Source organism: Streptomyces sp. NPDC030021, from assembly GCF_055574035.1.
Window position 1 is genome coordinate 118,415 of sequence record NZ_JBVIAH010000010.1, and the last position, 23,447, is coordinate 141,861.

A 23,447-nucleotide genomic window follows, 5' to 3' on the forward strand; every position below is an offset into this window, starting at 1 on the left:
TACCCGCGCCCGACCGGCGCACCCGCCCGAGGGCCGGGAACATCCGAATTGATACGAATATTCGACCCAGCTTCCGCATGACAGGTGACGTTTGACAGGCTGTCCCCGCGGCACGGGGGCGCGCGCGACAGCGGTCACCACCGCCGCCACGGGAGGGAAAGCGCGACCATGCACCACACGGCAACACGTACAGAATCCGGCGACACCGCGCCGAACGCAGCAGGCGCACCGGGCGCACTCGGCTCGCCTGGCGCGCCCGGCTCCACAGGCCCGGCCGGCGAAGCCGCCGGCCCCGCCGGCGACCCCCGCCTGCGCTGGAGCAGCACCGACGGCCGCCCCGCCGTGCCCGTCCTGCGCTTCCGCCGGGACGGCATCCTCCCCACCATCGCCGCCGCCCTCTCCGTACGCGGCGAAACCCTCACCGGCACCGCCGGCAAGGCCGATCAGCCGCCCGTGCTCCACCCGCTCGTCCAGGACTTCCTCGACACCCTCACCAGCGGCCAGCGCGAACGATTCACCGGCCGGTGCCCCGAGGCGATCCTGCTCTCCCGCCACCTCACCGCCGTCGAGGGCGCCCGCTCCCGGCGCGCCTCCCGCAAACCCCTCTCCCCGACCGAGGCCCGCCGCTCCCTCAAACACGCGAAGATCACCGCCCGCCGCATCCGCGAGGACGGCGACCCCCTCCACGGCAGCTACGCAGCCCCCTGCCGCTCCTGCGAAGCACTCCTCGCCCACTTCGGCGTACGCTCCGTCGACCTCACCCCATCCGAGTAGCCATGACCACCGCATCCGCCTCCTACGACCGCTCCTCGGCCACCCGGTTCCCGGTCGCCGTGGACTCCGCCCTGCGCACCGCCGGCTGGGAACCGGGCCGGTGGGACATCAAGCAGGCCGAGTACTGGGCCGACGCCCTGCGGGACCACACCACGCCCGCCGGACACCGGCACACCGTCTTCCCCGCCGCCGTCGAGGCCTGGGCCGAGTTCGGCGGTCTGACGGTCGCCGCGCACGGCCCCGGCCGCCAGGTCGCCCCGACGCCCGTCCGGATCGACCCGCTCACCGGGCTCCACCTCGCGCGCACGTTCGCCGACCTCGGCCGGGCCCTCTCCACCCAGCTCTGCCCGCTGGGCGTCGAGGCCGACGGCGCCTCCCACCTCGCGCTCGACCGCGAAGGCCGCGTCTACGGCATCGACCACACCGGCGACTGGTACCTCGGCTCCAACGTCGACGAGGCCCTCACCCTCCTCCTGACGGGCCTCCAGCCGACCCGCCTCACCACCTAGCTCCCGCTGGGGTTGCCGACTCCGGCCGGTCGGTGGTGCGGGGGCTCTGCGGTTCGGCTCCGGTCGGTCGGTGGTGCCGGGGTTCTGCCCCGGGCCCCGCGCCTCAATCGCCGGCGGGGCTGGGTGGTGTGGGGCGGTGCCCCGCCGGAGTGTCTCCTCGGCTCGCGCGGTGCGGCATGTCGCGGTGGTGCCCGGTGGTGCGCGCTCGTCCTGCGGGGACACTCCGCCGTGTCCCCGCCCCACGGCGAGGCTCCGGCAGTGCCCCGAAGCCGCCCCGACGCGTGGGGAGCGGGGACGGGGAGGGGTGTCCCCGCAGGACGAGCGCGCGACCGCCGGGTACAACCGAGACATGCCCGCACGCGCCGAGCCGAGGAGACACCCCTGCCCGGCCCCGCGCACCCGGCCCGCACCGCGCCCGAATCCCAGCCCGCAGGACGAACAGCGACCGCCACCGAGACGGCCCGCACGCGCCGAGCCGAGGAGACACCCCTCTCCGGCCCCGCGCACCGGCCCGCACCGCGCCCGGACCCCGGCCCGCAGACCGATGCGGACCGACCGGCCCGGACCCGCCCTGCGGGATCGGCTCGGCAGAGTGCCGCGGAGCCCCGGGCGCAGCCCGGGTGCATTCGGACCGTCACCCCCGCGGGAGCGGACCGGCCCCGGGCCGTCACCGTCACCCCCGCGGGAGCGGACCGGCTAGGCCGTCGGGAGGACCGCCGAGACGCGGAAGCCGCCCGCGTCGGTCGGCCCGGACACGAACACCCCGCCCAGTCCGAGGACGCGCTCCCGCATCCCGACGAGTCCGTTCCCCCCGCTGGGCAGGCCCGGCTCGGGGGCCTGCCCGTCGCAGGGACCGTTCTCCACCTGCATGGCCACCTCCCCCGCCCGGTGCGCGAGCCGCACCACGACCCGCGCGCCCGGAGCGTGCTTGTGGCAGTTGGTGAGCGCCTCCTGCACCACGCGGAACGCCGTCTGCTCGATCTCCGCCGCGTACGCCGCCCACTCGCCGTGCACCAGCATCTCCACGGCCATCCCCGCCGCCCGCGACTGCCCGACCAGCGCCTCCAGCTCGCCGAGCGAGGGCCCGTCCTCCATGCCGCCGGCGAACGCGACGGCGGGCACCGCAGGCACGGCGGGCACCGCGGGCACGGGAGCCGGGGCCGGCTTGGGCGGCGCCCGGAGCACGCCGAGCATCTCGCGCAGCTCCGTCAGCGCCTGCCGCCCCATGTCCCCCACCAGGGCCGCGTTCTTCGCCGCCCGCGCCGGGTCCTTGACCGCCACCGCCTCCAATGCGGCCGCGTGCACCACCATCAGCGACACCCGGTGGGCGACCACGTCGTGCATCTCCCGCGCGATCCGGGTGCGCTCCTCCGTACGGGCCCACTCGGCCCGCTCCTCCGCCCGGTCCGCCAGCAGCGACAGCTCCCGCTCCAGCGAGTCCGCCCGCTCCTGCAGGCTCTCCATCAGCCGCCGCCGGGCCCCGATGTAGAGGCCGAACAGCACCGGCGGCACGGTCAGCGCCACCGCGACGAACCCGGACAGCACGACCACGAGCGTCGTGTCGGCCTCCACGTCCCCGCGGGTACGCAGGTACATCACGACGAAGGTCGCGGCCAGCGACATCGAGGCCAAGGTGGCCGTGATCCGCCGGGGCACCTCGGAGGAGGCCAGCGTGTACATCCCGACCACCGCGAGCAGGAACCCCATCGCGGCCGGCGACACGGCGATCCCGACGAGCACGACGGCGATCGGCCACCGCCGCCGCAGCACGAGCGTGGCCCCCACCACGAACCCGAACAGCACTCCGACCGACGTCGGCAGTCCCGCCTCGGCGGCGAAGGGCACGCCCTCCCACGCGCACTCGACGGCGGACACCCCGCCGAGCACCACGTCCCCCACGGCGTCCCGCCGCCGCACCCACCACAAAGGCGGCCCGGCCCGGCCTTCCACTTCCCCCGTTTTGGTCATGCCGTCCAGCGTACGGGCGGCCTTCGCGGCACCCCGGGGAAATACCCGCCGCCGAAACGGCGGGGACGGGTACCGTCGCGGTGAGGGCAGGTGGTACGGCATAGTAGGGACGGCCAGCTTGATCGGTACGCCAAAATGTCCGATTAGGCCACATTCACTATCCCCTGTGGTGTAATTGGCAGCACTGAGGCTTTTGGTGCCTTATGTCCGGGTTCGAGTCCTGGCGGGGGAGCTGCTCGATTCCGGGTCCGGACCTTCACGGTCGGGACCCGCGTTCGTTCGGGGGCACCGGCACCCCGGTATCCTTCACGGGTCCACCCCCGAAGCCGAAGGGCATCCCCGTGAGCGCCAACCGCCCGGCAGCCGTCGTCGTACTCGCAGCGGGTGAAGGCACCCGCATGAAGTCGGCGACTCCCAAGGTTCTCCACGAGATCTGCGGGCGCTCGCTCGTCGGTCACGTCGTCGCCGCCTCCCGTGAGCTGGACCCCGAGCACCTCGTCGTGGTCGTCGGGCACGCCCGGGAGCAGGTCACCGCGCATCTGGCCGGCATCGACGCCGACGTCCGCACCGCCGTCCAGTACGAGCAGAACGGCACCGGGCACGCCGTCCGCATGGCCCTCGAAGAGCTCGGCGGCGGCATCACCGGCACCGTGATCGTCGTCTGCGGCGACACCCCGCTGCTGACCGGGGAGACCCTGGCCGGGCTCGCGCGGACGCACGAGGCCGACGGCAACGCCGTCACCGTGCTGACCGCCGAGGTTCCGGACTCCACCGGCTACGGACGCATCGTCCGCGACGCCGGCGGCGCCGTGACGGCCATCGTCGAGCACAAGGACGCCTCCGACGCCCAGCGCGCGATCCGTGAGATCAACTCGGGTGTCTTCGCCTTCGACGGCGCCCTGCTCGCCGACGCCCTCGGCAAGGTCCGCACCGACAACAGCCAGGGCGAGGAGTACCTCACCGACGTCCTCGGCATCCTGCGCGAGGCCGGGCACCGCGTCGGCGCGGCCGTCGGCAGCGACCACCGGCAGATCCTCGGCATCAACAACCGCGTCCAGCTCGCCGAGGCCCGCGCGCTGCTGAACGCGCGCCTGCTGGAGCAGGCCATGCTCGCGGGCGTCACGGTCGTCGACCCGGCCGGCACCTTCATCGACGTGACGGTCACCTTCGGGCAGGACGCGATCGTGCACCCCGGCACCCAGCTGCTGGGCACCACGCACATCGCCGAGGGCGCCGAGGTCGGCCCCAACACCCGGCTCAAGGACACCCACGTGGGCGCGGGCGCCCGGGTGGACAACACGGTCGCCGAGAGCGCGGTCGTGGGTCCGCAGGCGAGCGTGGGCCCCTTCGCGTACCTGCGCCCCGGCACCAACCTCGGCGCCAAGGCCAAGGCCGGTACGTACGTCGAGATGAAGAACGCGACGATCGGCGAGGGCACCAAGGTCCCCCACCTGTCGTACGTGGGCGACGCGACGATCGGCGAGTACACCAACATCGGCGCCGCGAGCGTCTTCGTGAACTACGACGGTGAGCACAAGCACCACACCACCGTCGGCTCACACTGCAAGACGGGCTCGGACAACATGTTTGTGGCTCCCGTCACCATCGGGGACGGCGCCTACACGGCCGCCGGCTCCGTGATCACCAAGGATGTGCCGCCCGGCGCCCTGGCCGTGGCCCGTGGCCAGCAGCGGAATATCGAGGGCTGGGTGGCCCGCAAGCGTCCGGGCAGTGCGGCTGCCACGGCGGCGCAGTCGGCGGGCCCGGAGGACGCCGAGCGCCCCTGAGGTGAACTGACCGGAAACAGGTACGCCCGCGACGGCGTACCGTGATAGGTGCACGCAATTCGGCTGGCTCACCGTGTGCGGGACGGACGCACATGGGGGCGAGCAGCTTCAACACGTCTGAGGAGACTGTGCTGTGACCGGGATCAAGACGACCGGCGAGAAGAAGCTGATGCTCTTCTCCGGCCGCGCCCACCCCGAGCTGGCCGAGGAGGTTGCGCATCAGCTGGGCGTCGCCCTCGTGCCGACCAAGGCTTTCGACTTCGCGAACGGTGAGATCTACGTCCGCTTCCAGGAGTCGGCACGTGGCGCGGACTGCTTCCTGATCCAGAGCCACACGGCTCCGATCAACAAGTGGATCATGGAGCAGCTGATCATGATCGACGCGCTGAAGCGCGCGTCGGCACGCTCCATCACCGTGATCGTCCCGTCCTACGGGTACGCCCGCCAGGACAAGAAGCACAAGGGCCGCGAGCCGATCTCGGCCCGCCTGGTCGCCGATCTGCTGAAGACCGCGGGTGCGGACCGCATCCTCACGGTCGACCTGCACACGGACCAGATCCAGGGCTTCTTCGACGGCCCGGTGGACCACCTTTCGGCCCTGAACGTCCTCGCGGACTACGTCGGCGCCAAGGTGGACCGTACGAAGCTCACGATCGTGTCCCCGGACGCCGGCCGCGTGCGCGTCGCCGACCGCTGGTGCGACCGTCTGGACGCGCCGCTGGCCATCGTGCACAAGCGCCGCGACAAGGACGTCGCCAACCAGGTGACCGTCCACGAGGTCGTCGGTGAGGTCAAGGGCCGCGTCTGCGTCCTGGTCGACGACATGATCGACACGGGTGGCACCATCTGCGCCGCGGCCGACGCGCTGTTCGCGCACGGCGCCGAGGACGTCATCGTGACGGCCACGCACGGCATCCTGTCGGGCCCGGCGGCCGACCGCCTGAAGAACTCCAAGGTCAGCGAGTTCGTGTTCACGAATACCCTGCCGGACCCGTCCGACCTGGAGCTCGACAAGATCACGGTGCTATCGATCGCCCCGATGATCGCGCGCGCGGTGCGCGAGGTCTTCGAGGACGGTTCGGTCACCAGCCTCTTCGAGGAGCAGCAGTAACCGCTCCGCGGTAGATCCTTTTTGGTACGGCCTCCCCTGCCGGGTACACTCCATGAGTTGCTCGGCGAGGGAGGCCGTACCTTTTTTTCCGGTACGGACGCTCCGTTATCGACGCGCTCTTCGTAGCAGGCCGTTCCGGCCGGGTGACTGTCGTCCTTCTTCCGTCACCCCACGAGGAGTGAGCATGTCCGAGGTCAAGCTTTCCGCCAAGGTCCGCACCGTGTTCGGCAAGGGCTCTGCCCGTCAGGCCCGTCGCGACGCCCTGACCCCCGCCGTCATCTACGGCCACGGCACCGACCCGAAGCACGTCAACGTCGACGCCCACGCCCTCCAGCTGGCGCTGCGCACCCCGAACGTCCTGCTCTCCCTGGACATCGACGGCGCCACCGAGCTGGTCATCCCGAAGGCCGTGCAGAAGCACCCGCTGAAGCGCTCGATCTCGCACGTCGACTTCCTGATCGTCAAGAAGGGCGAGAAGGTCACCGTCGACGTCGCGATCGTCACCGAGGGTGAGCTGGCCGCCGGCGGCAACATGCTGGAGACCCTCCAGAACACGATCTCCGTCGAGGCCGAGGCCACCCACATCCCGACCGAGGTCACCGTCTCCATCGCGGGCCTTGAGGCCGGCGCCACCATCCACGCCAAGGACCTGGTCCTCCCGGCGGGCACCACCCTGGCCGTCGACGGCGACATCGCCGTCCTGCAGGTCGTGGCCCCGCAGGCCGAGGAGCCGGCCGCCGAGGCCGCCGAGGGCACCGAGGCCTGAGCCTCGCCCCATCCCCTCAGCAGTTGCTGACCGACCGCCGTCCGGCTCCACTGGAGCGGGACGGCGGTCGTCTTCGTAGAGGAACCGAGGAGCTATTGATGTCGGACGACGCGGCGCCCTGGCTGATCGTGGGCCTGGGGAACCCGGGACCGGAGTACGCGGGCAACCGCCACAACATCGGCTTCATGGTGGCCGACCTGCTGGCGGAGCGGATCGGCGGGAAGTTCAAGGCGCACAAGGCCCGGGCCCAGGTGGTCGAGGGCCGTATCGGTCCGCCGGGGCCGGCGAACCGCCGGGTGGTGCTGGCCAAGCCGATGACGTACATGAACCTGTCCGGCGGCCCGGTGACGGCGCTGCGCGACTTCTACAAGGTGCCGCTGGAGCGGATCGTCGCGGTCCACGACGAGCTGGACATCGACTACCCGACGCTGCGGCTGAAGCTGGGCGGCGGGGACAACGGGCACAACGGTCTGAAGTCGATGACCAAGTCCATGGGCCCGGACTACCACCGGGTGCGGTGCGGCATCGGGCGGCCGCCGGGCCGGATGCAGGTCGCGGACTTCGTGCTGAAGGACTTCTCCTCCACGGAGCGCAAGGAGCTGGACTGGTTCGTGGACCGGGCCGCCGACTCGGTGGAATGCCTGCTCCAGGAGGGCCTGGAGCGCGCCCAGTCGGCGTACAACTCCTGACCCGCTACATCTCGTCGAGCCCGTCGAAGTCGATTTCGGCGGCGAAGGGCCGGTCGACGCTGAACGGCTTGGTGTGGATCCCCTGGCAGACGTAGGCACGTGTGTGGGGGTCCAGCTCGTAGAGGTACACGACCGGTTCGATGGCTTCGTCGCCCTCGATCTTGACGATCCAGTAGTTCGGGATACCGGCAGCGGCGTACTTGTGCAGCTTCGCTTTGGTGTCCCGGGCTTCGGACTCGGGCGAGACCACCTCGACTGCGAGCAGGACATCGGCGGCATAGAAGTGGGTCTGCATGGGGCTCGTGCAGGCTTCTCGCCGCACGACTGAGATGTCTGGTTCGGGCCCGTTGCGCTTGTCGATCACCACAGTCATCTCTCGCGCGACCCTTGTGTGCCGGGGGGCGGTCAGTCGCAGCCGGGTGACGAGGAAGTCGATCAGATCAGAGTGGATGAAGCGTTGCGGACTCACGAAGACCAGACTCCCGTCGATCAGCTCGGTGTGTCGCGGGAGGTCCGGCAGCGTCAGCAGGTCGTCCACCGTGTACCCGTCCAACGGCGGCCTCGACCAGTCGTGTACGGGCTCGGCAGTCATGGTTGCTCCCATGGACGGGATTGTGGTCCTGGACGTCCACGGTAGCGCCCGGTATCCGTGTCCGTCATCACAAAGGGTGACGGACACGGATACCAGGGCTCGGGGTCAGCCGGTGTTGCGCAGGCCTGCGGCGACGCCGTTGACCGTGAGCAGCAGGGCGCGGGCGAGCAGCGGGTCGGCTTCCTCGCCCGCGGCGGCTGCGGCGCGCTGGCGGGCCAGCAGGGAGACCTGGAGGTAGGAGATGGGGTCCAGGTAGGCGTCGCGGACGGCGAAGGTCTGCTGGAGCACCGGGTTCGAGCCGAGGAGCTCTGCGGCGCCGGTGATGCGCAGGACCTCGCGGACGGTGAGCTCGTGTTCGGCCTCGATGCGGGCGAAGACGTGCTTGAGGTGGTCGGGCACGAGGGTGTCGACGTAGTGGCGGGCGATCCGCAGGTCGGTCTTGGCCAGCGTCATCTCGACGTTGGACAGGAAGTTGCGGAAGAAGTGCCAGCGTCCGCCCATCTCGGCGAGGACGTCCTCCTGGCCGGCTTCGCGCAGGGCCTTGAGGCCGGAGCCGACCCCGTACCAGCCGGGGACGATCTGGCGGGACTGGGTCCAGCCGAAGACCCACGGGATGGCGCGCAGGCCGTCGAGGCCGGCGCCGGAGTCGGGGCGGCGGGAGGGCCGGGAGCCGAGGTGCAGGTCGGCGAGCTGGTCGACGGGGGTCGCGGCGAAGAAGTACGCGGGCAGGTCGGGGTCCTCGACGAGTGCGCGGTAGGCGGCGTGCGCGGCGTCGGAGACGACGTCCATGGCCGCGTCCCAGCGGGTGAGGGCTTCGTCGGACTGGCGGGGTGCGGTGTGCAGGGCGGAGGCCTGCAGGGTGGCGGCGACGGTCAGTTCGAGGTTCTCGCGGGCCAGCGAGGGGACCAGGTACTTGTCGGAGATGACCTCGCCCTGCTCGGTGACCTTGATCTCGCCTTCGAGCGTGCCCCAGGGCTGGGCGAGGATCGCGTCGTGGGAGGGGCCGCCACCGCGGCCGACGGTGCCGCCGCGGCCGTGGAAGAGGCGCAGGCGCACGCCGTAGCGGTGGGCGACGTCGCGCAGCCGGCGCTGGGCTCGGTGGATCTCCCACTGGGAGGTGGTGATGCCGCCGAACTTGGAGGAGTCGGAGTAGCCGAGCATGACCTCCTGGACGTCGCCGCGCAGGGAGACGAGGCGGCGGTAGGAGGGGTCGGCGAGCATCTCGTCGAGGATGACGTCGGCGGCGCGCAGCTCGTCGGTGGTCTCCAGGAGCGGGACGATGCCGATCTTGGCCCAGCCGGTGTGGAGGTCGATGAGGCCGGCCTCGCGGGCGAGGACGGCGGCGGCGAAGACGTCGTCGGCGCCCTGGCACATCGAGATGATGTAGGACTCGATGACTTCGGGGCCGAACTTCTCGAAGGCGTCCTTGATGGCGCCGAAGACGCCGAGGGTCTTGGCTCCGGCGGCGTCGAGCGGGGCCGGGGTGGGGGCCAGCGGGCGGCGGGAGCGCAGTTCCTTGGCGAGGAGCTTCTGCCGGTACTCGCGCGGCATGTCGGCGTAGCGCCAGGACTCCTCGCCGAGGCGGTCGAAGAGCTGGCCGAGCGCGTGGTGGTGGGCGTCGGCGTGTTCGCGTACGTCCATGGTGGCGAGCTGGAGCCCGAAGGCGGCCAGGGTGCGGATGGTGCGGTCCATGCGGCCGTCGGCGAAGAGCGCGCCGCGGTGTTCGCGCAGGGAGGTCTGGATGAGGGTGAGGTCGGTGAGGAGCTCGGCGGTGCCGAGGTAGTCGCGGCCTTCCTCGTGCGGGATGCCCTTGGCGAGGCGCTCGCGGGTGTTGAGGAGCTTCTGCCGGACGCAGGTGGCCTTGAGGCGGTACGGCTCCTCGGCGTTCAGCCGCTTGTAGCGCGGGCTGATCTCGGGGAGGCGCTCCAGGTCGGCCTGGAGGGAGGCGAGGAGTTCCTCGGTGGCTCCGGTGTAGCGGATGGAGTTGGAGAGGAGTCCGCGCAGGTAGTCGATGAGTTCGAGGGCGTCGGTGATGCCGTGCTCGTGCTGGAGGATCAGCACGTCGCGGGTGACCTCGGGGGTGACGTTGGGGTTGCCGTCGCGGTCGCCGCCGATCCAGGTGCCGAAGGTCAGCGGGCGGGTGCCGGCGGGGATCTCGACGCCGACGCGCTGGAGCTCGGCGGCGAGGTCTTCGAGGACGTCGCCGACGGCGCCGGCGTGCAGCTCGTCGAGGTAGTAGATGGCGTTGCGGGCCTCGTCGGCGGGCTCGGGGCGCACGACGCGCAGTTCGTCGGTCTGCCAGACGAGGTCGATGTTCTCGGCGAGGCGCAGGTCGTGGCGGCGGCGGTCGCCGGCGCCGGTGACGGGCTCCTCCAGCAGCGTGGCGATGCGGCGCAGCTTGTTGAGGACGCTGCGGCGGGCCGCCTCGGTGGGGTGTGCGGTGAAGACGGGGCGGACGTTGAGGTTCTTGACCGTCTCGCGCAGGTGTTCGGGGTCGGCGTCCTTCAGCATGTCGGCGGTGCGGGCGAGGAGCCCGCCCTCGGCGGCACGGTGGGCGCGGAGCTCCTTGCCGCGGTGCACCTGCTCGGTGACGTTGGCGAGGTGGAAGTAGGTGGAGAAGGCGCGTACGAGCTTGGCGGCGGTCTCCAGGTCGGTGTCGCCGAGCAGGGCGGCGGCGGCCTCGCCGTCGGTGCGGGTGAGGGCGCGGACGCGCTCGACGAGGTCGAGGAGGTCCTGGCCCTCCTGGCGTACGAGGGTTTCCCCGAGGAGGTCGCCGAGGCGGCGGATGTCCGCGCGCAGTTCCGCGTTGGCGGTGGCGGCCGGGGTGACGGGGGCCTGGCCCTGGCGGGCCTGGTCAGCACTGCTCACAGGTGCGGCTCCTTGCAGTGTTCGAGCGCTACTGGGCGGTGGGCTCCCGGCGACGTGCGGCGATGCCTTCCCAGGACTCCGTCCGGGGGCGGGATCTCCGCTCCTGATGCGCAGCTCGGGCTGCCCGTGCGGACCGCGCTGTCCGACGGGACCCAGGATAGGTGTCCGATGCGTGTGCCTGGACAAACGTCTCATCAGGCGGCGCGTGAACACCTCGCGCGCGCTCCTTCTCCCGGCGCTGCCCCTCTTGCCTGCGTACCCGGCTTTGCCATACTTACGATGCCGTAGGTTACGGGTCCGTAGGGTCCGTGACCCGGGAGCCCTCCGACTTCTCTCACCCCCCAGGGGACACCCATGACCACCAGTCCCGATCTGATCGAGGGTGCCTCCGCGCCCTCCGACACGTCCGAGCCGTCCGCGACACTGGGCGGCGAGAACAAGCGCTCCATCGAGCAGATCGCTCTGCTGCTGTTCATCACCGTGCCCTTCGTGGCCCTGCTGGCGGCGGTTCCGCTGGCCTGGGGCTGGGGGGTGAGCTGGCTGGACCTGGGTCTGATGGTCTTCATGTACTTCCTGGCCTGCCACGGGATCACCATCGGTTTCCACCGCTACTTCACGCACGGTTCCTTCAAGGCGAAGCGGCCGCTGCGGATCGTCCTGGCCGTGATGGGGTCGATGGCGGTGGAGGGGCCGCTGGTGCGCTGGGTGGCGGACCACCGCAAGCACCACAAGTTCTCCGACCACGAGGGTGACCCGCATTCGCCGTGGCGGTTCGGGGAAACGCTGCCGGCCCTGATGAAGGGGCTGTGGTGGGCGCACATCGGCTGGCTGTTCGACGAGGAGCAGACCGATCAGCAGAAGTACGCCCCCGACCTGATCAAGGACCCGGCGATCCGCCGGATCTCTCGGGACTTCGTCTTCTGGACGATGTTCTCCCTGGCGATCCCGCCGCTGGTGGGCGGTCTGGTGACGATGTCCTGGTGGGGCGCGTTCACGGCGTTCTTCTGGGGCTCCCTGGTGCGGGTCGCGCTGCTGCACCACGTGACGTGGTCGATCAACTCGATCTGCCACGCGGTGGGCAAGCGGCCGTTCAGGTCCCGGGACCGCAGCGGCAACGTCTGGTGGCTGGCGGTGCTCTCGTGCGGGGAGTCCTGGCACAACCTGCACCACGCCGACCCGACCTCGGCGCGGCACGGTGTGCTGCGCGGCCAGGTCGACTCCAGCGCGCGGCTGATCCGCTGGTTCGAGCAGCTGGGCTGGGCGACGGACGTCCGCTGGCCGTCGGCGGCCCGCATCGACGCCCGGCGCAGGGAAAACGAGTCGAACGCGGCATGATGGGGGGCGTGGCGATCGACGGCAGCAATTCCAGCAGCGACAAGCCCAGGCGCGGCCGCCGGGTCCGGATGACGGGCGCGGAGCGGCGCCAGCAACTGCTGGACATCGGCCGGACGCTGTTCGCGGAGAAGGGCTTCGAAGGCACCTCGGTGGAGGAGATCGCGGCGAAGGCCGGGGTGTCCAAGCCGGTGGTGTACGAGCACTTCGGCGGCAAGGAGGGCCTGTACGCGGTCGTCGTGGACCGGGAGATGCGCCAGCTGCTGGACGGGGTGACGGGTGCGCTGACGGCCGGGCACCCGCGGGAGCTGCTGGAGCAGGCGGCGTTCGCGCTGCTGGACTACATCGAGTCGTACACGGACGGTTTCCGGATCCTCGTGCGCGATTCCCCGGTCGCCCAGTCGACGGGCACCTTCGCCTCGCTGATCAGCGACATCGCCACGCAGGTCGAGGACATCCTGGGTCTGGAGTTCAAGGCGCGGGGCTTTGATCCCAAGCTGGCCCCGCTGTACGCGCAGGCGCTGGTCGGGATGGTGGCGCTGACCGGGCAGTGGTGGCTGGACGTGCGCCGGCCCAAGAAGGCGGAGGTGGCCGCGCACCTGGTGAATCTGGCCTGGCACGGGCTGGACGGGCTGGAGTCGAAGCCTCAGCTGGTGGGCCGGCGCAAGAACTGAGCCCCGTGCGCGGACCACGACGGCGCCCCGTCACCGGCAGATCCGGTGGCGGGGCGCCGTCGTGCGGACACGCCCTAGGCGCAGGGTTCCAGCGCTGCCGGTTCCGGGCGGTGCCGTTCCAGGAATTCGAGCCGGTTGCCGACGGGGTCCTCCGAGTAGAAGCGGCGGTGGCCCGGCAGGTCGTCGTCCCAGACCACCCTGGCTCCCCGCTCCCGCAGTCTGCTCGCGTACGCCTCGATGTCGGTCACCCGTAGCCCCGGATGGGCCTTGCGGGCGGGCCGGAAGTCCTCCTCGACGCCGAGGTGCAGCTGCACGGGCCCGGCGGCGAACCAGCAGCCTCCGCGGGCGGCGAGGACGGGCGGCTTGGGGATCTCGGTCATGCCGAGGACGTCCGTGTAGTACGCGCGGAGCCGGTCCTCGGAGTCCGGCGGCGCGGCGAGTTGCACGTGGTCGACTGCGGTCAGCACGGTCATGCCTCCTTGCGGGCTACGGCGAAGATGCGGCGGAACGGGAAGACGGTGCCGCGCGGGCCGGTCGGATAGGCCGCGCGCAGCCGGTCGCGGTATTCGGCGAGGAAGGCGTCCACGGCGTCGCGGTCGTCGCCGAGGGCGGTGAGGACGGGGCGCAGGGCGGTGCCCTTGACCCAGTCGAGCACGGGGTCGGGGCCCTGGAGCAGCTGGTGGTAGGTGGTTTCCCAAATGTCGGCGGCGCAGCCGAGCTCGGTGAACCGGGCGAGGTATTCGGCGGGTTCGAGGAGATGGATGTAGCGGGCGCCGTGACCGGCGAGCCGGGCCCGCCAGCGGGGGGTGTCGCACTGTTCGGCGAGCAGGGCGTGGCTGGGGGCCGTGAAGTTGCCGGGGATCTGGAAGGCGAAGGTGCCGCCGGGGCGCAGGCCGTTGATCCAGGCTCCGAAGGAGCCGGGGTGGCCGGGGACCCACTGCAGGGCGGCGTTGGAGACGATCAGGTCGTAGGGCTCCTCGGGGAGCCAGGTGGCGAGGTCCCCGTGGCGGAAGTCGAGGCTGCCGCCGCCGGGGGTGGGCCCGGCGTACTCCTCATCCGCGCGGTGGAGCATCTCCCGGGAGAGGTCGAAGCCGGTGATGCGGGCCTCGGGCCAGCGCTCGGCGAGAAGAGTGGTGACATTGCCGGGGCCGCAGCCGAGGTCGGCGATACGGGCGGGGCGGTGGGGGAGCTCGGGTATGCGGGTGAGCAGGTCGAGGAAGGGCCGTGTGCGGTGGCCCGAGTGCCGGAGGTACTGCTGGGGATCCCAGGTGGGGGCGGATGGCGCGGTGGACGTGGGGGTCCCGGCGCGCGCGGTATCGGAATACATGTTCGAGCCTCCCTGCTGGCGGGGCGATCGGAAGCGGAATCCGTTCCGGCCCCCTCCATGCCCCATGCTCGCTCCATTTATATCTCGATGTCAAGATACTCGTGATCGAGATACTTGTTATGAAGAGACTTCACATCGACAGACCCCGTACACTGATCGGCATGGAGGACGAGGTCGACCGACTGGTGGCGGCATGGCGGCGGGAGCGCCCTGACCTCGACGTGGAACCGCTCGAGGTACTGAGCCGCGTCAGCAGGCTCGCGCGCCATCTCGACCGCGCCCGCAGGCTCGCCTTCTCCGAGCACGGCCTGGAGCCGTGGGAGTTCGACGTCCTGACGTCGCTGCGCCGGGCCGGCGCGCCCTACCAGCTCTCCCCCGGCCAGCTGTTGACCCAGACCCTGGTCACCTCCGGCACCATGACCAACCGCATCGACCGGCTCGCGAAGAAGGGCCTCGTCGAACGGCTCCCGGACCCCAGCGACCGACGGGGGGTCCTGGTGCGGCTCACCCCCGAGGGCCGGGACCGCGCCGACCAGGCCCTCGCCGGGCTGCTGGCCCAGGAACGGGCGATCCTGGCCCAGCTCTCGCAGAGTCAGCGCGGCGATCTCGCCGGGCTGCTACGCCAGTTGACCGCTCCGTTCGACAACATCCCCGGCTAGGTCCGCCGGCCGTACGCCGGCCCTCCGGGCCAGTGCCACCGCGGCCAGCGTGGAGTGCACCCCCAGCTTGCCCAGCACGTTCTGCATGTGGGTGCGGACCGTGTGCGGGGACAGGAACAGCCGCGCCGCCACGTCCTTGCGGCCCAGCCCCGCCACCATGCAGCGCAGCACCTCGTGTTCACGCGGGGTCAGCGACTCCACGAGCCGCTCGCTGTCCGTACGGTGCTTGCGCGCCGCGGTCAGTTCCCGGAGCACCCCGGTGAGCAGTGCGGGCGGCAGGTGGGTCTCCTCGCGCAGGACCCCGCGGATCACGGCCAGCAGCCGGGAGAGCGAGCAGTCCTTCGCCACCCAGCCCGAGGCTCCCGCCTGGAGCGCGAGGGCGGCCCGGCGGGGGTCGTCGCGCTCGGCGAGCACGACGGTGCGGACCCCGGGGTGGGACACCCGCACCCCCGCGACCAGCGCGATCCCGTCCGAGCTGGGCGGCGGCGGCCCGGAGCCGGACTCCCGCTGGGCGGGCACGGCCCCCGGGACCGCGCCGAGATCGGCGTCGACCAGCAGGACGTCGAAGCGACGGCCCTCGGCCGCCGCGCGTTCGAGGCAGCGCAGCGCGGCGGGGCCGCTGCCGGCCGCGGACACGTCCACGTCCGGCTCGGCCGCGAGCGCGGCTGCGAGCGATTCGGCGAAGATGCGGTGATCGTCGACGACGAGAACCCGGATACGAACCACAAAACCCCCAAGGGTAGGGGAACGGACGACGGCGGGTACGGCGCCCGGACCGGGTGATCCGCAGCTGCCCCGGCCGCCGCCGTGACATCTCTGCACTACCCCGGACCGGACGACGTACCCGACTTGTCTCGACCCCTGAATCAACACCGGCCCCCACCGGTGTCACGCATCAGCGTAGGGCCGGGGGCGTCCGGCGGTTGGCCGAATAGCAGAAGTTTTCCCGGGGATTTTCCGGCGCGGGCGTCCCGGACCCGCTTTGCAATGGCTTGAAATCGCCTGCACCGAAGGTCCTGATGGCGGCTTCGGTACCGGCGTGTGCCGCGGGCAGTTGCACGGGGGGCATTTCACCCGGCGTGTGCACGCCGGGCGCCCGCGCACAGCGCCCGTACGCAGCGCACGGCCGACACGCACACGCCCCCCGCACCGATCGGGGTGCGGGGGGCGCGCAGGACAAGGGGAGGTCCGGACGGATTGCCGGAGGTTCAGGAGGTTCAGGAGGTGTGCGTACGCGCGAAGTTCCACGCGTCCGTGATGATCCCGGTGAGGTCCGAGCGGCTCGGGGTCCAGCCGAGGCGCTCGTGGGCCGTGCGCGCGGAGGCGACGAGCATCGCCGGGTCGCCGGCCCGGCGCGGCGCGACCACCTCGGGGATCTCCCGGCCGGTGACCTTGCGGACGGTCTCGACGACCTCGCGGACGGAGAAGCCGTTGCCGTTGCCCAGGTTGCAGATCAGGTGCTCCCCGCCGGTGGCGGCCCGCAGGGCGGCCAGGTGGGCCTCCGCGAGGTCGGCGACGTGGATGTAGTCGCGAACGCAGGTGCCGTCCGGGGTCGGGTAGTCCTCGCCGAACACCGAGATCGACTCCCGCTCGCCCAGCGCGACCTGGAGGACCAGCGGGATCAGGTGCGTCTCGGGGGTGTGGCGCTCGCCGAACTCCCCGTAGGCGCCGGCCACGTTGAAGTAGCGCAGGGACACCGCGGCCAGGCCGTGCGCCACGCACTCCCCCGCGATCATGTGGTCGACGGCCAGCTTCGAGGCACCGTACGGGTTGGTCGGCGCGGTCACCGAGGCCTCCGTCAGCAGGCCCTCCGTCGGCTCCCCGTAGGTGGCGGCGGTGGAGGAGAACACCAGCTTGCGCACGCCCGCCCCGCGCATCGCGGCCAGCAGGGCCAGCGTCCCGCCGACGTTGTTCTCCCAGTACTTGCCCGGGTTCACCACGGACTCGCCGACCTGCGAGGAGGCCGCGAAGTGCAGCACCGCCTCGTAGGAGCCGTCCACGTACCGGGCGGCGTCCTGGATCCGGCCCTCGATGAAGGTGGCGCCCTCCGGGACCCCTGCGCGAAAGCCCGTGCTCAGGTCGTCGAGGACGGTGACCTCGTGGCCGGCCTCCAGAAGGTGGGCCGCGACCACGCTGCCGACGTATCCTGCGCCACCGGTTACCAGGTACTTGCTCACTCGCCTACTGCCTCTCGCGGGGGAGCACGCGCGGGTACGTGCGCGTGCTTGGACACTGGCATACCCGATTCCGCGCCCACGGGGAAATCGGGGCCCGGCCCCCGGCAAGTACGTCAGCCGCGCGCGGCGGCGGACGGCAGCGTGGGCAGCGCCCGGTCCAGCAGGCCGGTGCGGGCGGCCAGCGCGGCCGCCTCCAGCCTCGACCCCACGCCCAGCTTCATCAGCACCCGCTGCACGTGCGTACGGGCGGTGCTCGGGGCGATCTCCATGCCCGCGGCGATCAGCCGGGTGTCCTCGCCCTCGGCGACCCGGACGAGCACCTCCACCTCGCGCGGGGTGAGCAGCCGCAGCAGCCGGCTTCCCTCGTCGTCGGGCTGGGCGGCGGGGTTGAGCAGCTCCGCGAAGGCCCCCTGCAGCAGCTGCGGGGCGATCGCCACCTCCCCCGCCCTGGCCTTGGCCAGCGCCCGCTCGACGCCCTCGATGCGCTCGTCCTGGCGTACGTAGCCCGAGGCGCCGGCGGCGAAGGCGGCCGCGATCCCGCGCGGGCTGGGCACCGGGCCGAGGACGACCACGGCGATCTGCGGGCGCTCCCGCTTGATGCGGACGACGGGCTCGAAGACCCCGGGCTCGGCGGGGGTGGCGGTGCCGAGCAGGCAGACCTCCGGGGCGCGGCTGATGACCAGCTCGGCGGCGCCCGCCGCCGGGGCGGCCGCGGCCAGCACCCGGTGGCCGCGCAGCTTCAGGGCAGAGGCGAGTGCCTCGGCCAGCAGCCGGTGCTCGTCGACCACCACGACCCGTACGCCCATCGAGGAAACACCCCCCACCCTTCTGACCCGGCAAGCTACACGCTTGTTCGACGGTGCGCGGGGGATACCGCGCAGAAGCCCCCGATCGGTGCGGACCGTTCGGGGGCTTTCGGCGGTGCTGTGCGATATCGGCGCGGCCCGGTCAGCTCGCGGTGAAGGAGACGAAGAGGTACTCCGGGTCGTCCGAGTACGGCTTGGAGACCGTGGTGCGCGAGATGAAGAACTTGCCGTTGTGGTAGCGGTACTCGGAGTACTCGGGCGAGTAGCCGGTCTCGGCGCGCCGGCTCGCCTTGTCCGCCGGGTTCTCCATGAGGACGGTCTCCTTCATGGTCTTGCCGTCGATGCTGACGATCTGACCGCCCTTGTCGTACGGGGGGTTCTTGTAGGCGATGATGTTCGACCCGTCCATGCGCAGCGGGAACATCGTGTACGACTCGCCCGCGTCGGCGCGGTCGGTGGTCTGCTTGCCGGTCTCCAGGTCGAAGGAGAGCAGCTCGTTGGTGCGGCCGCTGGAGGCCTGGCCCTGGTGCTCGTACGACGGCAGGTAGAGCTTGCCGTTGCCGACCACCATGTTCGTGCACTTCTCGACCTCGGATCCGCACTTGCCGCCGAAGTCTCCGGAGGCGAGCGGGATACGGGCCTTCAGCTCGCCCTTGGGGTCGACGACGAAGAGGTCGCTGATGCCCGTGGCGTTCTTCGCGGTCTTGCCGACGTCGGCCGCCACGATCAACGGCTTGGTGGCGACGATGTACGCGTCCTCGATGCCCTGGGAGAGCTTGTACGAGGCCGTGGGCGCGCCGGTGGCCGGGTCGAGGAGCTGCCCGTACAGCGTGTAGTTGGGGCTCTGGCCGCACTTGCGGATGGCGGCGAGGGCCTCGCCGCCGCCGTAGCCCACGTCACGGCAGCCTTCGCCGTCGACCTTGGGCAGCCACAGGGACTTGCCGTCGGCGAGGTTCCAGGCGGCGCCGCCCGCGGAGATGCCGGCCGCGGCGACCGTCTTGCCGCTGAGGGTGACGCTGGAGAACGTGACGGGCTTGTCGCCACCGGTGGCGCTCTTGGCGTTGCCGGACCAGACGAGCTTGCCGCTCTCCAGGTCGATGACGCCGACCTCGGTGCACTGGATGTACTTGTTCTCGGGCGTCGGCTGGGCGGCCTTGAAGAGGACCGCCGCCTTGTTCTCGCTGACGTGCTTGGTCGCGCCGCAGAGCTCGCCGGGGAAGGTCAGCTCCCACTTCTTGCCGCCGTCGACGAGGTTGTAGCCGACGACCTTCGACAGATCGGACTTGATGTAGGTGGAGTCGGTCAGCCAGGAGCCGGCGACGACGGCGATGTCGGCCGGGACCGGGCTCGGAAGGTTGAGGAGCGGCTTCGACTTCGGGTTGCCGGGCGCCTTCTCGGTGCCGGGCACGTAGTCCTTGGGCTTGTCGTTGCCCGGGGAGGCGCTCGGGTTGCCGTCGGCCTTGTTCCCGCCTCCGCTGTCGCCGGAGGTGTACCAGAAGCCGCCGCCGACGATGAGGACGATGGCCAGGACGGCCGCCCCGACGATCGTCAGCTGGGTGCGCTTGTCGTCGCCGCCGGCCGGGGCCGGGGGCTGCGGGGCGGGCACGGGCGCGCCGCCGGGGGCGCCGGGGGCTCCGTACGGCGGCGGGGTGCCGGGCTGCTGCGGGTAGCCGTAGCCGGGCCCGGTCTGCGGGTACCCGTACGCGGGCTGCGCGGCCGGCGGCTGCTGCTGCGGGGGCCCGGGCTGCGGCGCGGCCGGTCCGGGCGGCGGCACGGGCGCACCGAACCCGCCCGGCGGCGGGTCCTGGGGCGCGCCGAAGCCACCGGACGGCGGCTGGCTGGGGGGCGGCGGGATACTCATCGGTTGCTATTGCCTCTCGGTGGGCGGGTCGTTGGACGCGTGTTCACTTGCCGAAGGCCATCAGGAGCTTCTCGTCCTTGTTCTCGCCCAGCAGCCGGGTGGCGGAGAGGAAGAACCGCCCGTCCACGTAGGCGGCGCTCTGGGAAGCCAGGAAGGAGGCCTCGATCCGTGCGGAGGTGCCCGAGGGGAGCTTCAGCAGCGTCTTGGGCGCGCCTCCCTCGGCCGGGAACGAGACGATCTCGCCGGACTCGTCGTTGAGGCCGGCGATGCTGGCGCGGTAGGCGATCAGCCGGCCGTTCGCGGCATCGAGCGGGATGAGGGCCTTCTTGGCACCGGCCTTGGTGCGCCACTTGATCTTGCCCGTGCCGAGGTCGAAGGCGACGATCTCGCTGCCGGTGGACTCGTCCCCGGCAGCGAGGTAGACGGTGTCCGCGTCGACCGCGGAGTTCCCGCAGTTCTGGAGGCCCTCGCTGCCGCTGCTGCCACCGCAGTTGACCACGAAGTTGCCTTCACCGGAGAGCGTGTTGCGCTTCTGTCCCTTCTCGTCGAGGACGAGAATGGCCCGCTCCTTGGTGTCGCGGTTGCCGGCGTCGATGACGGTGGGGCTGACCGAGTAGACGGCGTTGACCTGGTAGCCCTTGGGCAGGCGGTAGCTCCAGGTCTTCTTGCCGGTGTTCGGGTCGGCGTCCTGGATCTCGAAGGTCTTGTCGGCGTCCATGCAGAGGGCCACAGCGATCATCTTGTTGTTGCCCGCGGCGTAGCTCATGGGCTTGCAGCCCTCGGGGCCCGCGTCGGAGAAGAGCTTGTCGCCGGTGCTCAGGCGGTAGGCGCTCTGGCCCCCCATCCAGTCGAGGGCGAAGGTGTCGCCGCTGAGGGTGACCGTGGTGGATATGGCGGTCTTGAACGGCCCCTCCATGACGACCTCCTTCGTCCAGCCCTCCTTGCCGGCCTTGAGGTCGATGAGCTTCATCTGGTTGCAGCTGGAGCCGTCGGCGTTCTTGACGACCATGACGGTCCTGCCGTCGGGGGTGGTCTGACCGGTGAGTCCGCAGATCTCCGTGCGGAGGTCGATCTTCCACTTCTCCTTGCCGTCGCTCACCCCGTAGCCGATGACGGACTTGTCGACGGTCTTGACGACGGCGTCGCCGACGACCCACAGGCCCTTGGCCGGGATTCCGGCTCCCGGGCCCTCCATCTTGACGGTCGTCAGCCAGAGGGCCTTGCCCTCACCCGGCTTGCGGCCCTCGTTGAGGTCGGTCGGGATGTCGCTGCCCTTGCCGTTCCCGTTGCCGTCGCCCTTGTCCACGGAAGGAGAGCCTGAGGGCTTGGCGTCGGTGGGCTCCTGCGCGACCGGCTTCGGGTCCTTGTCGTCGCCGGAGAAGGCCACGTAGCCGACACCCCCGAGGACGAGGACGGCAGCCACCGAAGCGGCGATCAGCACCGTCCGCTTCTTCTTCGGCGCACCGCCCGGACCAGGGCCGGGACCGGGGCCGCCGGGGCCCGCTGCCAGCACGGTCAGCGGCTGCGGCGGGTGGCCGGGCTGCTGGGCGTACGGGTTCTCACCCTGCGGCGGAAACCCGTACCCCTGCTGCGGCGGACCGGGCAGATGCCCGTAACCGGAAGGCGTCGACGGCTGGTTCGGCGGCTGGTTCGGCGGCTGGGGCAGCTCGGTCATCAGCGCACGCTTTCGGCATCAGGAGGTCGGGGAGGATGACCTTTCTATCACTGACAGCGCGTATACATCGGGCCGGTCCGCCCCCTGTTCCCAAGGGAGGACCGGCCCGTGACGCCGCCGTTATCCGGCCAGTTGCCCCCGAAGACCGGCGGAATCCAGGCCTCGTCGGCAGACTCGCCCCGGCGCGTCGCCAAATCGGCGCGGTCCGGACGGAGTTCGCGGAGCCCTGCGCCGGCCCGGACGCGTGCTCACTTGCCGAAGACCATCAGGAGCTTCTCGTCCTGGCCCTGGGCCCGCAGGTGGGTGGAGGAGATGAAGAACCGTCCGTCCACGTAGTCCAGCTTCGGGAGGGTGAAGGTCCGCTCGATCGGGGCCGAGGGGCCCGAAGGGTGGCGCAGGAGCGCGGTCGGGGTGCCACCGGCGGCCGGGATCGAGAGGACCTCGCCGCCCTGCTCCTCCTCGGCCTTCCGGTAGGCGATCAGCTGCCCGTTCACGGCCTTGAGCGGGGTGAGCGTGCGCTTGTCCCCGGCGGGGACACGCCACTTGTCCTTGCCGGTGGCCAGGTCGAAGGCGACGATCTCGTTGGCCTTGCCGGTGCCCGCCGCGGTGGGCAGGTAGAGGGTGTTCGCATCGACGACGGCCGAGGGGCAGGTCGCCAGGGACCGGAAGAGGCCGGTGTCGCCGCAGCCGACGGCGAAGCTGCCCTCGCCGGCGAGGGTGGCGGTCTGCTTCCCGTCGGGTCCCAGGACCACGATGGAGCGCTGCTTCGTCGCCTCGTTGCCGATGTCGATGACGGTCGGGTTCACCGAGTAGATGCTGGTGACCTTGAACTTCGCGGGGAGCCGGTAGGCCCAGCCCTTCGCGCCGGTGACGGGGTCGATGCCGTGGACCTCGGCGGTGGAGTCCTCGTCCGAGCAGGTGGCGAGGGCGATCATCTTGCCGTTGCCGGCCTCGTAGGAGTCCGGGTTGCAGCCGTCGCCCACGGGGCTCGCGAAGAGCTTGTCACCGTTGCTGATCTTGAAGGCGCTGGCGTTGCCGCCGCGGCTGACGGTGACGGTGTCCCCGATCATGGACAGGGTGGGGCTGGTGAAGATGTCGAAGAGCCCCTCCTTGGGCACCTCCTTCGACCAGACCTCCTTGCCCGTCTTGAGGTCGACCACGCGCAGCTGGGTGCAGGAGGTGTTCTCCCCCTCGCCGTCGCGGTACATGACGACCGTTCTGCCCTCGGCCGTGGTCTGCGAGGCGACGGAGCAGATCTGCGCGGGGAAGGGGAGTGTCCACTTCTCCTTGCCGTCCGTGACCGAGTAGCCGGTGAGGTTCTTCCAGAGGCTCTTGACCACGGTGTCGCCGATGACCCACTGGGCGGCGGCGTCGACGCCCATGCCGGGGCCGTCGATCTTGGTGGTCTTGAGCCAGAGGGCCTTGTCCTCGCCCTGCTTACGGCCGGAGTTGAGGTCCGTCTGCCGGCCTCCGCCATCGCCGTTGCCGTCGCCCTTGTCCACGGAAGGAGAGCCGGAGGGCTTGGCGTCGGCGGGCTCCTGCGCGACCGGCTTCGGATCCTTGTCGTCGCCGGAGAAGGCCACGTAGCCGACGCCCCCGAGGACGAGGACGGAGGCCACCGAAGCGGCGATCAGCACCGTCCGCTTCCTCTTCGGCGCACCGCCCGGACCAGGGCCGGAGCCACCCGGCCCCGCCTGCCACTGCTGCACGGTCGGCAGCTGCGGCGGGTGGCCGGGCTGCTGGGCGTACGGGTTCTCACCCTGCGGCGGAAACCCGTACCCCTGCTGCGGCGGACCGGGCAGATGCCCGTAACCGGAAGGCGTCGACGGCTGGTTCGGCGGCTGGGGCAGCTCGGTCATCAGCGCACGCTTT

20 protein-coding genes and 1 tRNA gene are annotated in these 23,447 nt (G+C 71.2%); 10 read left to right on the forward strand and 11 right to left on the reverse strand.

Features of this window, described 5'->3' with window-relative positions; translation table 11 throughout:
- Nucleotides 1–168: 168 nt before the first annotated feature.
- Both ACZ4YL_RS21120 and ACZ4YL_RS21125 read left to right on the forward strand, forming a co-directional pair.
- Nucleotides 169–774: a YwqJ-related putative deaminase gene (locus tag ACZ4YL_RS21120; protein ID WP_468118340.1), complete on the forward strand. Its 606-nt coding sequence runs from the start codon at nt 169–171 to the stop codon at nt 772–774.
- A gap of 2 nt (nt 775–776) precedes the next feature.
- A complete protein-coding gene (locus ACZ4YL_RS21125) occupies nt 777–1,283 on the forward strand; it encodes an SUKH-3 domain-containing protein (protein WP_468118342.1) in 507 nt (168 codons plus the stop codon).
- Nucleotides 1,284–1,979: 696 nt separating this feature from the next.
- Here the strand turns inward: ACZ4YL_RS21125 and ACZ4YL_RS21130 are convergent.
- Nucleotides 1,980–3,251 carry a sensor histidine kinase gene (locus tag ACZ4YL_RS21130; protein ID WP_468118343.1) on the reverse strand — a complete coding sequence of 424 codons (1,272 nt, stop codon included), beginning with the start codon at nt 3,249–3,251 and terminating at the stop codon, nt 1,980–1,982.
- 160 nt (nt 3,252–3,411) lie between these two features.
- Between ACZ4YL_RS21130 and ACZ4YL_RS21135 the strand changes: the two genes are divergently transcribed.
- The 5 genes from ACZ4YL_RS21135 (at nt 3,412) to pth (ending at nt 7,604) form a co-directional block, all read left to right on the forward strand.
- Nucleotides 3,412–3,483 (forward strand) — tRNA-Gln (locus ACZ4YL_RS21135).
- A gap of 109 nt (nt 3,484–3,592) precedes the next feature.
- Nucleotides 3,593–5,038: a bifunctional UDP-N-acetylglucosamine diphosphorylase/glucosamine-1-phosphate N-acetyltransferase GlmU gene (gene glmU / locus ACZ4YL_RS21140; protein WP_468118345.1), complete on the forward strand. Its 1,446-nt coding sequence runs from the start codon at nt 3,593–3,595 to the stop codon at nt 5,036–5,038.
- A 133-nt stretch (nt 5,039–5,171) separates the two neighbouring features.
- A complete protein-coding gene (locus tag ACZ4YL_RS21145) occupies nt 5,172–6,149 on the forward strand; it encodes a ribose-phosphate diphosphokinase (RefSeq protein WP_030008898.1) in 978 nt (325 codons plus the stop codon).
- A gap of 184 nt (nt 6,150–6,333) precedes the next feature.
- Nucleotides 6,334–6,915 carry a 50S ribosomal protein L25/general stress protein Ctc gene (locus ACZ4YL_RS21150; protein WP_468118347.1) on the forward strand — a complete coding sequence of 194 codons (582 nt, stop codon included), beginning with the start codon at nt 6,334–6,336 and terminating at the stop codon, nt 6,913–6,915.
- Between the two features lie 98 nt (nt 6,916–7,013).
- Nucleotides 7,014–7,604 carry an aminoacyl-tRNA hydrolase gene (gene pth / locus ACZ4YL_RS21155; protein WP_468118349.1) on the forward strand — a complete coding sequence of 197 codons (591 nt, stop codon included), beginning with the start codon at nt 7,014–7,016 and terminating at the stop codon, nt 7,602–7,604.
- A gap of 4 nt (nt 7,605–7,608) precedes the next feature.
- On the opposite strand, the gene ACZ4YL_RS21160 is transcribed toward pth, so the two are convergent.
- Nucleotides 7,609–8,208, reverse strand: coding sequence for a Uma2 family endonuclease (locus ACZ4YL_RS21160; RefSeq protein WP_389120162.1), 600 nt, complete (start codon nt 8,206–8,208; stop codon nt 7,609–7,611).
- A 93-nt stretch (nt 8,209–8,301) separates the two neighbouring features.
- Nucleotides 8,302–11,064 (reverse strand): phosphoenolpyruvate carboxylase, encoded by a 2,763-nt coding sequence (gene ppc, locus ACZ4YL_RS21165; protein ID WP_468118351.1) that lies wholly within the window; start codon nt 11,062–11,064, stop codon nt 8,302–8,304.
- Nucleotides 11,065–11,418: 354 nt separating this feature from the next.
- On the opposite strand from ppc, the gene ACZ4YL_RS21170 reads away from it, so the two are divergent.
- Together ACZ4YL_RS21170 and ACZ4YL_RS21175 are read left to right on the forward strand one after the other, a co-directional pair.
- Nucleotides 11,419–12,399: an acyl-CoA desaturase gene (locus ACZ4YL_RS21170; protein WP_468118353.1), complete on the forward strand. Its 981-nt coding sequence runs from the start codon at nt 11,419–11,421 to the stop codon at nt 12,397–12,399.
- On the forward strand, nt 12,396–13,070 hold the full coding sequence (locus ACZ4YL_RS21175; RefSeq protein ID WP_189735476.1) for a TetR/AcrR family transcriptional regulator: 675 nt from the start codon (nt 12,396–12,398) through the stop codon (nt 13,068–13,070). The genes ACZ4YL_RS21170 and ACZ4YL_RS21175 overlap by 4 nt, the downstream gene beginning before the upstream one ends.
- A 74-nt stretch (nt 13,071–13,144) precedes the next feature.
- Here the strand turns inward: ACZ4YL_RS21175 and ACZ4YL_RS21180 are convergent, their stop codons facing one another.
- Both ACZ4YL_RS21180 and ACZ4YL_RS21185 read right to left on the reverse strand, forming a co-directional pair.
- Nucleotides 13,145–13,537 (reverse strand): VOC family protein, encoded by a 393-nt coding sequence (locus ACZ4YL_RS21180; RefSeq protein ID WP_468118583.1) that lies wholly within the window; start codon nt 13,535–13,537, stop codon nt 13,145–13,147.
- Between the two features lie 2 nt (nt 13,538–13,539).
- Nucleotides 13,540–14,397, reverse strand: a complete 858-nt coding sequence (locus ACZ4YL_RS21185) for a trans-aconitate 2-methyltransferase (protein ID WP_468118355.1) — start codon at nt 14,395–14,397, stop codon at nt 13,540–13,542.
- Between the two features lie 161 nt (nt 14,398–14,558).
- On the opposite strand from ACZ4YL_RS21185, the gene ACZ4YL_RS21190 reads away from it, so the two are divergent.
- Nucleotides 14,559–15,056 (forward strand): MarR family winged helix-turn-helix transcriptional regulator, encoded by a 498-nt coding sequence (locus ACZ4YL_RS21190; protein ID WP_030659599.1) that lies wholly within the window; start codon nt 14,559–14,561, stop codon nt 15,054–15,056.
- On the opposite strand, the gene ACZ4YL_RS21195 is transcribed toward ACZ4YL_RS21190, so the two are convergent.
- The 6 genes from ACZ4YL_RS21195 to ACZ4YL_RS21220 form a co-directional block, all read right to left on the reverse strand.
- Nucleotides 15,015–15,782 carry a response regulator transcription factor gene (locus ACZ4YL_RS21195; protein WP_301370442.1) on the reverse strand — a complete coding sequence of 256 codons (768 nt, stop codon included), beginning with the start codon at nt 15,780–15,782 and terminating at the stop codon, nt 15,015–15,017. The two genes, ACZ4YL_RS21190 and ACZ4YL_RS21195, sit on opposite strands and share 42 nt — an antisense overlap.
- Nucleotides 15,783–16,273: 491 nt before the next feature.
- Complete coding sequence (gene galE, locus ACZ4YL_RS21200) at nt 16,274–17,233, reverse strand: UDP-glucose 4-epimerase GalE (RefSeq protein WP_382549671.1); 960 nt, start codon at nt 17,231–17,233, stop codon at nt 16,274–16,276.
- A 113-nt stretch (nt 17,234–17,346) separates the two neighbouring features.
- Nucleotides 17,347–18,039, reverse strand: a complete 693-nt coding sequence (locus ACZ4YL_RS21205) for a response regulator transcription factor (RefSeq protein ID WP_468118357.1) — start codon at nt 18,037–18,039, stop codon at nt 17,347–17,349.
- Between the two features lie 142 nt (nt 18,040–18,181).
- Nucleotides 18,182–19,900, reverse strand: coding sequence for an outer membrane protein assembly factor BamB family protein (locus ACZ4YL_RS21210; RefSeq protein WP_468118359.1), 1,719 nt, complete (start codon nt 19,898–19,900; stop codon nt 18,182–18,184).
- A 43-nt stretch (nt 19,901–19,943) separates the two neighbouring features.
- Nucleotides 19,944–21,575 carry an outer membrane protein assembly factor BamB family protein gene (locus ACZ4YL_RS21215; RefSeq protein ID WP_468118361.1) on the reverse strand — a complete coding sequence of 544 codons (1,632 nt, stop codon included), beginning with the start codon at nt 21,573–21,575 and terminating at the stop codon, nt 19,944–19,946.
- 248 nt (nt 21,576–21,823) lie between these two features.
- The gene (locus ACZ4YL_RS21220; protein WP_468118363.1) at nt 21,824–23,434 is read right to left on the reverse strand and encodes an outer membrane protein assembly factor BamB family protein; all 1,611 of its coding nucleotides are present in this window, start codon (nt 23,432–23,434) and stop codon (nt 21,824–21,826) included.
- Nucleotides 23,435–23,447 lie beyond the last annotated feature (13 nt).

What these genes read in the sequence shown, in the direction of transcription:
- ACZ4YL_RS21160 (WP_389120162.1), bottom strand. Translation starts at nt 8,208, where the DNA reads ATGGGAGCAACCATGACTGCCGAGCCCGTACACGACTGGTCGAGGCCG.
- ACZ4YL_RS21170 (WP_468118353.1), top strand. Translation starts at nt 11,419, where the DNA reads ATGACCACCAGTCCCGATCTGATCGAGGGTGCCTCCGCGCCCTCCGAC.
- ACZ4YL_RS21120 (WP_468118340.1), top strand. Translation starts at nt 169, where the DNA reads ATGCACCACACGGCAACACGTACAGAATCCGGCGACACCGCGCCGAAC.
- ACZ4YL_RS21175 (WP_189735476.1), top strand. Translation starts at nt 12,396, where the DNA reads ATGATGGGGGGCGTGGCGATCGACGGCAGCAATTCCAGCAGCGACAAG.
- ACZ4YL_RS21150 (WP_468118347.1), top strand. Translation starts at nt 6,334, where the DNA reads ATGTCCGAGGTCAAGCTTTCCGCCAAGGTCCGCACCGTGTTCGGCAAG.
- ACZ4YL_RS21215 (WP_468118361.1), bottom strand. Translation starts at nt 21,575, where the DNA reads ATGACCGAGCTGCCCCAGCCGCCGAACCAGCCGCCGAACCAGCCGTCG.
- ACZ4YL_RS21130 (WP_468118343.1), bottom strand. Translation starts at nt 3,251, where the DNA reads ATGACCAAAACGGGGGAAGTGGAAGGCCGGGCCGGGCCGCCTTTGTGG.
- ACZ4YL_RS21125 (WP_468118342.1), top strand. Translation starts at nt 777, where the DNA reads ATGACCACCGCATCCGCCTCCTACGACCGCTCCTCGGCCACCCGGTTC.
- ACZ4YL_RS21210 (WP_468118359.1), bottom strand. Translation starts at nt 19,900, where the DNA reads ATGAGTATCCCGCCGCCCCCCAGCCAGCCGCCGTCCGGTGGCTTCGGC.
- ACZ4YL_RS21220 (WP_468118363.1), bottom strand. Translation starts at nt 23,434, where the DNA reads ATGACCGAGCTGCCCCAGCCGCCGAACCAGCCGTCGACGCCTTCCGGT.
- ACZ4YL_RS21190 (WP_030659599.1), top strand. Translation starts at nt 14,559, where the DNA reads ATGGAGGACGAGGTCGACCGACTGGTGGCGGCATGGCGGCGGGAGCGC.
- ACZ4YL_RS21205 (WP_468118357.1), bottom strand. Translation starts at nt 18,039, where the DNA reads ATGGGCGTACGGGTCGTGGTGGTCGACGAGCACCGGCTGCTGGCCGAG.
- ACZ4YL_RS21185 (WP_468118355.1), bottom strand. Translation starts at nt 14,397, where the DNA reads ATGTATTCCGATACCGCGCGCGCCGGGACCCCCACGTCCACCGCGCCA.
- pth (WP_468118349.1), top strand. Translation starts at nt 7,014, where the DNA reads ATGTCGGACGACGCGGCGCCCTGGCTGATCGTGGGCCTGGGGAACCCG.